8 protein-coding genes are annotated in these 7,663 nt (G+C 32.2%); all 8 read left to right on the top strand.

From position 1 onward, the window contains the following. Positions 1-686 (top strand): GNAT family N-acetyltransferase (locus tag V7112_RS23450; protein ID WP_335424347.1); only part of this gene is annotated, 686 nt, incomplete at its 5' end. A gap of 66 nt (positions 687-752) precedes the next feature. After that, on the top strand, positions 753-1,880 hold the full coding sequence (locus tag V7112_RS23445; protein WP_335424349.1) for a DegT/DnrJ/EryC1/StrS family aminotransferase: 1,128 nt from the start codon (positions 753-755) through the stop codon (positions 1,878-1,880). Between the two features lie 10 nt (positions 1,881-1,890). Next, positions 1,891-3,003 carry a glycosyltransferase family 1 protein gene (locus V7112_RS23440; protein WP_335424345.1) on the top strand — a complete coding sequence of 371 codons (1,113 nt, stop codon included), beginning with the start codon at positions 1,891-1,893 and terminating at the stop codon, positions 3,001-3,003. Positions 3,004-3,017: 14 nt separating this feature from the next. Next, positions 3,018-4,196: a glycosyltransferase gene (locus tag V7112_RS23435; protein ID WP_335424343.1), complete on the top strand. Its 1,179-nt coding sequence runs from the start codon at positions 3,018-3,020 to the stop codon at positions 4,194-4,196. 14 nt (positions 4,197-4,210) lie between these two features. Continuing rightward, entirely contained in the window at positions 4,211-5,257 is a 1,047-nt protein-coding gene (locus tag V7112_RS23430) for a glycosyltransferase family 2 protein (protein ID WP_335424342.1), read from the top strand. After that, positions 5,258-6,433, top strand: coding sequence for a CDP-glycerol glycerophosphotransferase family protein (locus V7112_RS23425; protein WP_335424339.1), 1,176 nt, complete (start codon positions 5,258-5,260; stop codon positions 6,431-6,433). Then, complete coding sequence (locus V7112_RS23420) at positions 6,420-6,836, top strand: adenylyltransferase/cytidyltransferase family protein (protein ID WP_335424337.1); 417 nt, start codon at positions 6,420-6,422, stop codon at positions 6,834-6,836. The genes V7112_RS23425 and V7112_RS23420 overlap by 14 nt, the downstream gene beginning before the upstream one ends. A gap of 16 nt (positions 6,837-6,852) precedes the next feature. Then, positions 6,853-7,663: glycosyltransferase (locus V7112_RS23415; protein ID WP_335424335.1), on the top strand; the 811-nt coding region annotated here is incomplete at its 3' end.

The raw sequence follows: 7,663 nt of genomic DNA, 5'->3' as shown, positions 1-7,663 counted from the left end.
ATTGTAAAGATGTAATGGATATTGAATATATTAGAAAAACTACTGCAGTGGATCTAACTAAATCATTAGAAGAGATTCGATTAAATTATACAACCTCCAATAAGAGAAATATTAAAATTGCAAACAACAATAATATTTCTTGTTATGTAGCTGAAAGTACAAAGGAAAATGTCGATAAATTTATCGGAATGTATAAGGAAACAATGGATCGAAATAATGCCAGTGATTATTATTATTTTGATGATCAGTATTTTTATGAACAAGTAAAAAAGACAGAAATAAGTAAAACCTTATTATTATTTGCAAAACGTGTAGATGAGATTATCGCTGGAACATTAGTTATTGTAGGAAAAGAGTTTTCACACTATCACCTCGGTGCATCCAAAACAAAATATTTAGAGTACCGCCCAAATAATCTATTATTTGATTTTATGATTGAAGCTTGTAAATCCTTTGGATCGAAGGAGCTCCATTTAGGTGGAGGTTATCAAGAAAATGATGGATTATTTAAGTACAAAACATCTTTTTCAAATAATCGCAATTATGATTATTTCATCGGGAAGAAGATCCATAATAAAGAAATATATAATAATGTAATTGAATATCTAAAGAAACAGTATGAATTAAAAGAAGATTATTTTCCAATTTACCGGGGAAAGTTGGAAAGAAAAGTACAAAATGCATAATGAACTTATACTAGGGGGTGCATTTATTTGAAACATAAACCACGGATATACCTTGCCTCACCACATATGAGTGGGAAAGAAATAAAGTATATAAAAGATGCATTCGAAACAAATTGGATTGCACCATTAGGTCCAAATGTAGATGCCTTTGAAAAAGAAATAGCCTCTTATGTAGGAGCCAATGAAGCTGTGGCAGTTAGTTCAGGAACTGCGGCAATTCATTTGGCTCTTTCTTTATTAGAGGTAAGTAAAGGTGACAAAGTGTTTTGTTCTAGTCTTACCTTTGTAGCAAGTGCAAACCCTATACTCTATCAAGGTGCAGAACCTGTTTTCATTGATTCTGAACCTGCAACCTGGAATATGTCTCCGATAGCACTCGAAGCAGCACTGCGTGACGCAGCAATAAAAAGAGACTTACCGAAAGCAGTTATTGTAGTAAATTTATATGGTCAAAGTGCAAATATGGATGAGATTTTAATGCTATGTAATGAGTACGACATCCCTGTAATAGAAGATGCAGCAGAATCTCTAGGTTCAACATATAAGGGAATTCCTAGTGGAACTTTCGGAAAGTTTGGAGTATTTTCATTTAATGGTAACAAAATCATTACTACTTCGGGGGGAGGAATGTTGGTTTCGAATGATTCGAAGGCGATGAAGAAAGCAAGATTTTTAGCCACACAGTCAAGGGATCCTGCAAGACATTATCAGCATAGCTTAATTGGATATAATTATCGACTAAGTAATGTTTTGGCAGGGATTGGCAGAGGGCAATTAGAGGTATTAGATATGAGAGTGCAGGCTAAAAGAGACATTTTTAATCGCTATTATACTGAATTATCTGGAATCCCAGGATTTGAGTTTATGCCAGAATTAAAAAATACATACTCAAATCGGTGGTTAACTACCCTAACTATTAACAAAAGCATAGCAGGGACTTCAGTTAATGAACTATTGGATGTATTTTCCAATGAAAATATTGAGGCACGCCCTGTTTGGAAACCACTTCATCTTCAACCGTTATTTAACGGGGGAAAATATTATCCTCATAATGAAGAGGTCGATGTTTCAAAGCATTTGTTTGAAACTGGTATTTGCCTACCTTCCGGAACTAACATGACAGAGGACGATCAAATGCGAGTAATTGACTGTGTAAAAAATACACTTTCAATAAAATACCCGGTTGGACTTTGAGGTAAAAATGATGATGGTTAATAATCCAAAAAGAATTCTTCATATAGTAGGGGCAATGAACAGGGCTGGTACAGAAACAATGCTCATGAATATCTATCGAAACATTGAACGAAAAAAAGTCCAATTTGATTTTATTTCTTACAGTCAACAAGATGCCCATTACGATGAGGAAATAAGATCTTTAGGTGGTAAAGTGATTAAGTTATCTAAAACTCAATCTATAAAGGAACTTGTACAAACAATCAAGGAAAATGGCCCATATGATGCAGTCCACTCTCATACGTTATTTCATTGCGGGACTGCCAATATAGCAGCTAAATTAGCGGGGATTAAGATTAGAATTGCACACGCGCATACAACTTTAGATCACTCTAATAGTGTGATTAGAAAATTTTATATAAAAGTAATGAGAAATATAATTTTAAATTTCTCTACTCATTATTTGGCATGCAGTAATCAAGCGGGAAGATATTTATTTGGTGAAATGGTTTTAAGAAAACCAAATTATACTTTTTTCCCAAATTTAATTGACTATAAAAATTTTATTGAAATTGATACCGATAAAGTTGAACAGTTTAAAAAAGAAGCTGGTTTAGAAGGAAGTAAGATTGTTGGGCACATCGGGCGATTTATTGAACCAAAAAATCATAAATTTTTATTAGATGTTTTGAAAAACTTAATCAAGAGGGATTCAAAGATAAAATTGCTTTTAGTGGGGGATGGAGATCTAAGGCAAGAAATTGAGGAGCAAGCAAAAATTGAAGGCTTATATAATCATATTAAATTTGTAGGGGTTCGAAGTGATATCTCAACGATTCTTCATAGCATGGACGTTTTTGTATTTCCTTCTATTTATGAAGGGCTTGGGCTCGTTCTTCTTGAAGCACAAGCCAGTGGTGTTCCTTGTATTGTATCCGAAGCCATCCAACCTGAAGCAGATTTAAAGATTGACTTAGTTTCAAGGGTACATCTTGAAGATGGTACCGTTGCGTGGGCTAATAAGATTCTTGAAGTAATGGGAAAAAAAGAATCAAATAAAGACAAAATCATTTCTGGTTTCGAGAAAAATGGATATGAAGTTCAAAAAGGCATATCAAATTTAATGGAACTTTATCAGATATAAAAATGGAGGAGCTTATGAAGAACGTATTAATTTCTTCATTTGATATGGAGGTAGGTGGAGTAGAGCGAAGCCTTATTAGTCTTTTAAATAATTTCGACTATAAAGAACATCAAGTGGATTTGATGCTATACAGTCATTCCGGCGATTTTATGAATCTACTTCCTAATAACCCTAATTTATTAAATGAATCGAAAAAATATAAAACTTTTAGAATGTCTATAGGGCAAATTTTTATGAAAGGAAATATTTCTATCGGTTTAACTAGAATATTTTCAAAGTATAAAGCGAGTTTTGACAAGTCAACTGAGAATGGTTATAAGCAAATGCAGTATATGTGGAAGTATTCATTACCTTTTTTACCTAAGCTTGAGAAAGAATATGATGTGGCCATTAGCTATTTATGGCCACATTATTTTGTTGCTGAGAAAGTGAAAGCCAAAACAAAAATTGCATGGATTCACACTGATTTTTCAACCGTAAACACAGATATCAAATTGGATGTTGATATGTGGAATAAATATGATTACATTATTGCCGTATCTCAAGGCTGCAAAGAATCTTTTATAAAAAAATACCCAATATTAAAACGAAAAGTTAGAGTCATGGAAAATATTACTTCTCCTGAAATCGTTAAAACTTTAGCTAATCAAGAAATTGAGAACCCAATGAAAAATGATAAACGATTTAAAATAATTTCTGTTGCAAGATTATCGCATGCCAAAGGAATAGATAATGCAGTCAGAGCGTTGAAGCTATTGAAAGACCAAGGCTACAATGACATTGTTTGGTATGTAGTTGGGTATGGTGGAGATGAAACAATTATTAAGCATTTAATTGCTAAATATGAACTTGAAGATTCATTTATTTTATTAGGTAAAAGAACAAATCCGTTTCCTTTTATGAAAGAAGCAGATATTTATGTGCAACCGTCTAGATATGAGGGAAAAGCAGTGACTGTCGGCGAAGCACAAATTTTGTCAAAGCCGGTGCTAATCACTAATTATTCCACAGCAGATAGCCAGGTTAAAAATGGATTTGACGGTTACATTTGTGACTTATCTGTTGAAGGAATAGCCCAGGGAATTGAAAGAATGTATCTTGATAACGGATTACGAAAAAAACTTACTTCCAATTGTAAAAACACGAATTACGGAAATTCAAATGAGTTAGAAAAATTATATGCACTAATTTAGGGAGGGAACAATAAATGTTACCAAAAGTGAGCGTTGTTGTTCCTGTTTATAAGGTTGAAAAGTATATTCATAGATGTGTGGAGAGTATCATTAATCAAACATATTCAAATATAGAAGTTATTCTTGTCGATGATGGATCACCGGATAGATGCGGAGTTATTATAGACGATTACGCAGAGTTAGATTTTCGTGTGACTGCACTACACAAAGAAAATGGTGGATTGTCTGATGCAAGAAACTATGGAATGAGGTTTGTAACTGGAGAGTATACCTTGTTTGTAGATAGTGATGATTGGTTGGATCTTACCATGGTGGAAACTATGGTAATCAATAGTATCAAAAATAAAGCTGATATCGTGCAATCAGCTTTTTATTATGCCTATGAAGATTATTTGCTGTTTGATAATAGATATTTTTCGAAAGATGATATGCCTATAACCTTGAATAAAAAGATCCTCATGACAGAATTAGTGATCAACGAAAAAGTGAAAAATTTTGCCTGGGGAAAGCTTTATAAAACAGAGTTGATAAAGGATCTCCCGTTTGAAAAAGGTGTTTTATTCGAGGATGTATTTTGGTCACATAATGTTATGCATCGAGTAAACACCTACCTTATTCTTCACAAACCAATGTACTACTATTTACAAAGAAGTGACAGTATTGTTTCAACATATACCCCAAGGAACCTTGATATATTAAAAGGTTTAAAGGTGCGACATAAATTTTTAGAAATTCATTATGAATACTTAACAAAAGAATCATACAAGAACATTTTAAAAACAAGCCTTATTCACTACAATTTGTTGTTTATGAATAAGAACAAAGACAAAGGCGGATTACATAGGAAAGAAATTAGAACTTACATCAAAAATAATTACGGTTATCTATTAAAAGCAGTCGGAAGTGATAAGCAGTTAAAGACCCAGTTAAACTTATTTTCAATACACCCTCTGTTACAAATTATTTATCTTGTATTCCAGAAGGTTTTACGAAAATTGAACGTTTTTGCAAATAAACAGGGGCTAGAACGAATGGAAATTCCAAGAAAGGAGGTCCTGTAAGTGAACAAAATAAAAAAAATTGTTTATCTTGCAATTATCTATATTTTTAATTGTTTTCCAATCAAAAATAATAAAGTCATGTTTTTTAGCTATTATGGAAGCCAATATGGTTGCAACCCAAAATATATATCCGAATATATTCTAAAAAATTGTTCACCGAAAACATTTGATATTGTATGGGCATTTACAGATCTCAAGTCAAAAAAACATATAAAAGGCATACGGAAAGTAAAAACGATGTCTTTTAAATACTTTTACGAATTAAGCACATCAAAAGTGGTAATTACAAATTTTCGGACTACTGATTTGTTCGTTAAGAGAAAAGAACAATATTACATCCAAACCTGGCATAGTTCTTTACGATTGAAACAAATTGAAAAAGATGCTGAAGAATCACTCCCTCTGCAGTATGTTGAAATGGCCAAAAGGGACTCTTTAAAGTGTGATTTATTACTATCAGGATGTAGATACAGCACTGATATTTTTAATAATGCTTTTTGGTATAAGGGTAAAATTTTTGAGTATGGTACTCCCAGGAATGATCTTTTCTTTAGTAATTCTTTTAATAAGAAGGAGATTATCAAAAACCTTAGAATACCAGAAAAACAAAAAATTGTTTTATATGCTCCAACGTTCAGGAAAAATAACGGGATAGAAGCCTATGATCTTGAATTTCCAAGAGTCATAAATGCTCTCCAAAACAAGTTTGGGGGAGACTGGACTTTATTAATTAAACTACACCCTCACCTAATTTCTAAATCTAGCCAACTACAAAAAGAAGATTCTAACGTAATTGATGTAACAATGTATGACGATATCCAAGAATTATTAGCTATATCGGATGTACTTATTTCGGATTATTCTTCTCTAATATTTGATTTTTCTATAACTAATCGCCCATGTTTTCTTTATATTCCTGATGTCAATGAATACGTAAGCAACGAGAGAAAGCTATATTTTGATATAAAGCAATTACCCTTTATTACGGCATTTAGCAACGAGGATTTAGTAGTGAAAATTGATGATTTTAACTATGAATTATACAGAAGTAGATTACATAATTTCTTGATAAACATTGGATCGTTTGAAGAAGGCAAAGCAAGTGAATATTTATTAAAAGAAATAACAGAAACATGCTTTAAAAAGCAAAGGGGAGAAGTATATGAAGCAGTATAAAATTGGATATACAACCGGTGTTTTTGATTTATTTCATGTCGGACACTTAAATATATTAAAGAGAGCAAAGGAAAAATGTGATTACCTTATTGTAGGCGTTAGTACGGATGAGTTAGTTTTGACCTACAAAAATAAACAACCTGTGATTCCATATGATGAAAGAATGGCGATAGTTGAAGGAATAAAATACGTGGATGAAGTAGTTCCACAAATGAATCGAGATAAGTTTTCGGCGTGGGAAAAAATAGGTTTTGACGTGATGTTTGTGGGTGATGATTGGAAAGGGAATTATTTATTTGAACAAGTAGAGAAACAATTACAACAAGTTGGAGTCGATATTGTTTATTTCCCTTATACAAAAGGTGTTTCATCAACACTGGTAAAAGAGAAAATTAATATATAGAAATGGATAGATGCATATGGGACCTGTAGTAAGTATTATTGTTCCTGTTTATAATGTTGAGAAATATCTTAGCAGCTGTATTGATAGTATCTTAGCTCAAACTTTAACTGATATTGAAGTGATACTTGTAAATGACGGGTCAACTGATCACAGTGGTAAAATTTGTGATGAATATGCAGCGAGTGATACAAGAGTGAAAGTTATACACAAAGAATATGGAGGAGTAAGTTCAGCCAGGAATGTTGGAGTTGGAATGGCCCAAGGTGAATATATAGGATTTGTGGATAGTGATGATCGGATAGAACAAGAAATGTATATGGAGCTGTATCATTTATGTAAAGACACTAGTAGCGATATATCCATATGTATATTAGGTCGTGAAATGAATGGGAAAATTATAAACCAGCACAATAACAAGATTTATACGAAATTAATGGATAATGAAGAAGCGATGAAGCAGCTCTTTAAAGGCGAACTTTATCGTTTTTCTTTATGTAACAAATTGTTTAAAAAAAGCTGCTTTGTAAATATTATTTTTCCGGAAGGAAGAATACATGAGGATTTAGCAACTACATACAAACTATTTTCTAATGCCAATCGAGTAGTTTACAAAAATTTTATCGGTTATATATATATAAAACGCCAAAATAGCTTATTGACTTCAAGTTTTAATGAAAAAAGATTAGATGCCTTTATTGCTTGGAATGAAATCCTAAATTTTATGATTAAAAGGTATGAGAATTTATTTGATGAAATAATAGCTAGTTTCGGATATTGGAGTGTAGATAATTTTTATTATATTTTAAATCAAGTTGATGATTCTGAAC

It is taken from the genome of Bacillus sp. JJ1566 (genome assembly GCF_036962685.1).
Taxonomy (GTDB): Bacteria; Bacillota; Bacilli; order Bacillales; family Bacillaceae_L; genus Ferdinandcohnia.
This window is presented reverse-complemented; position numbering and strand designations above follow the sequence as displayed.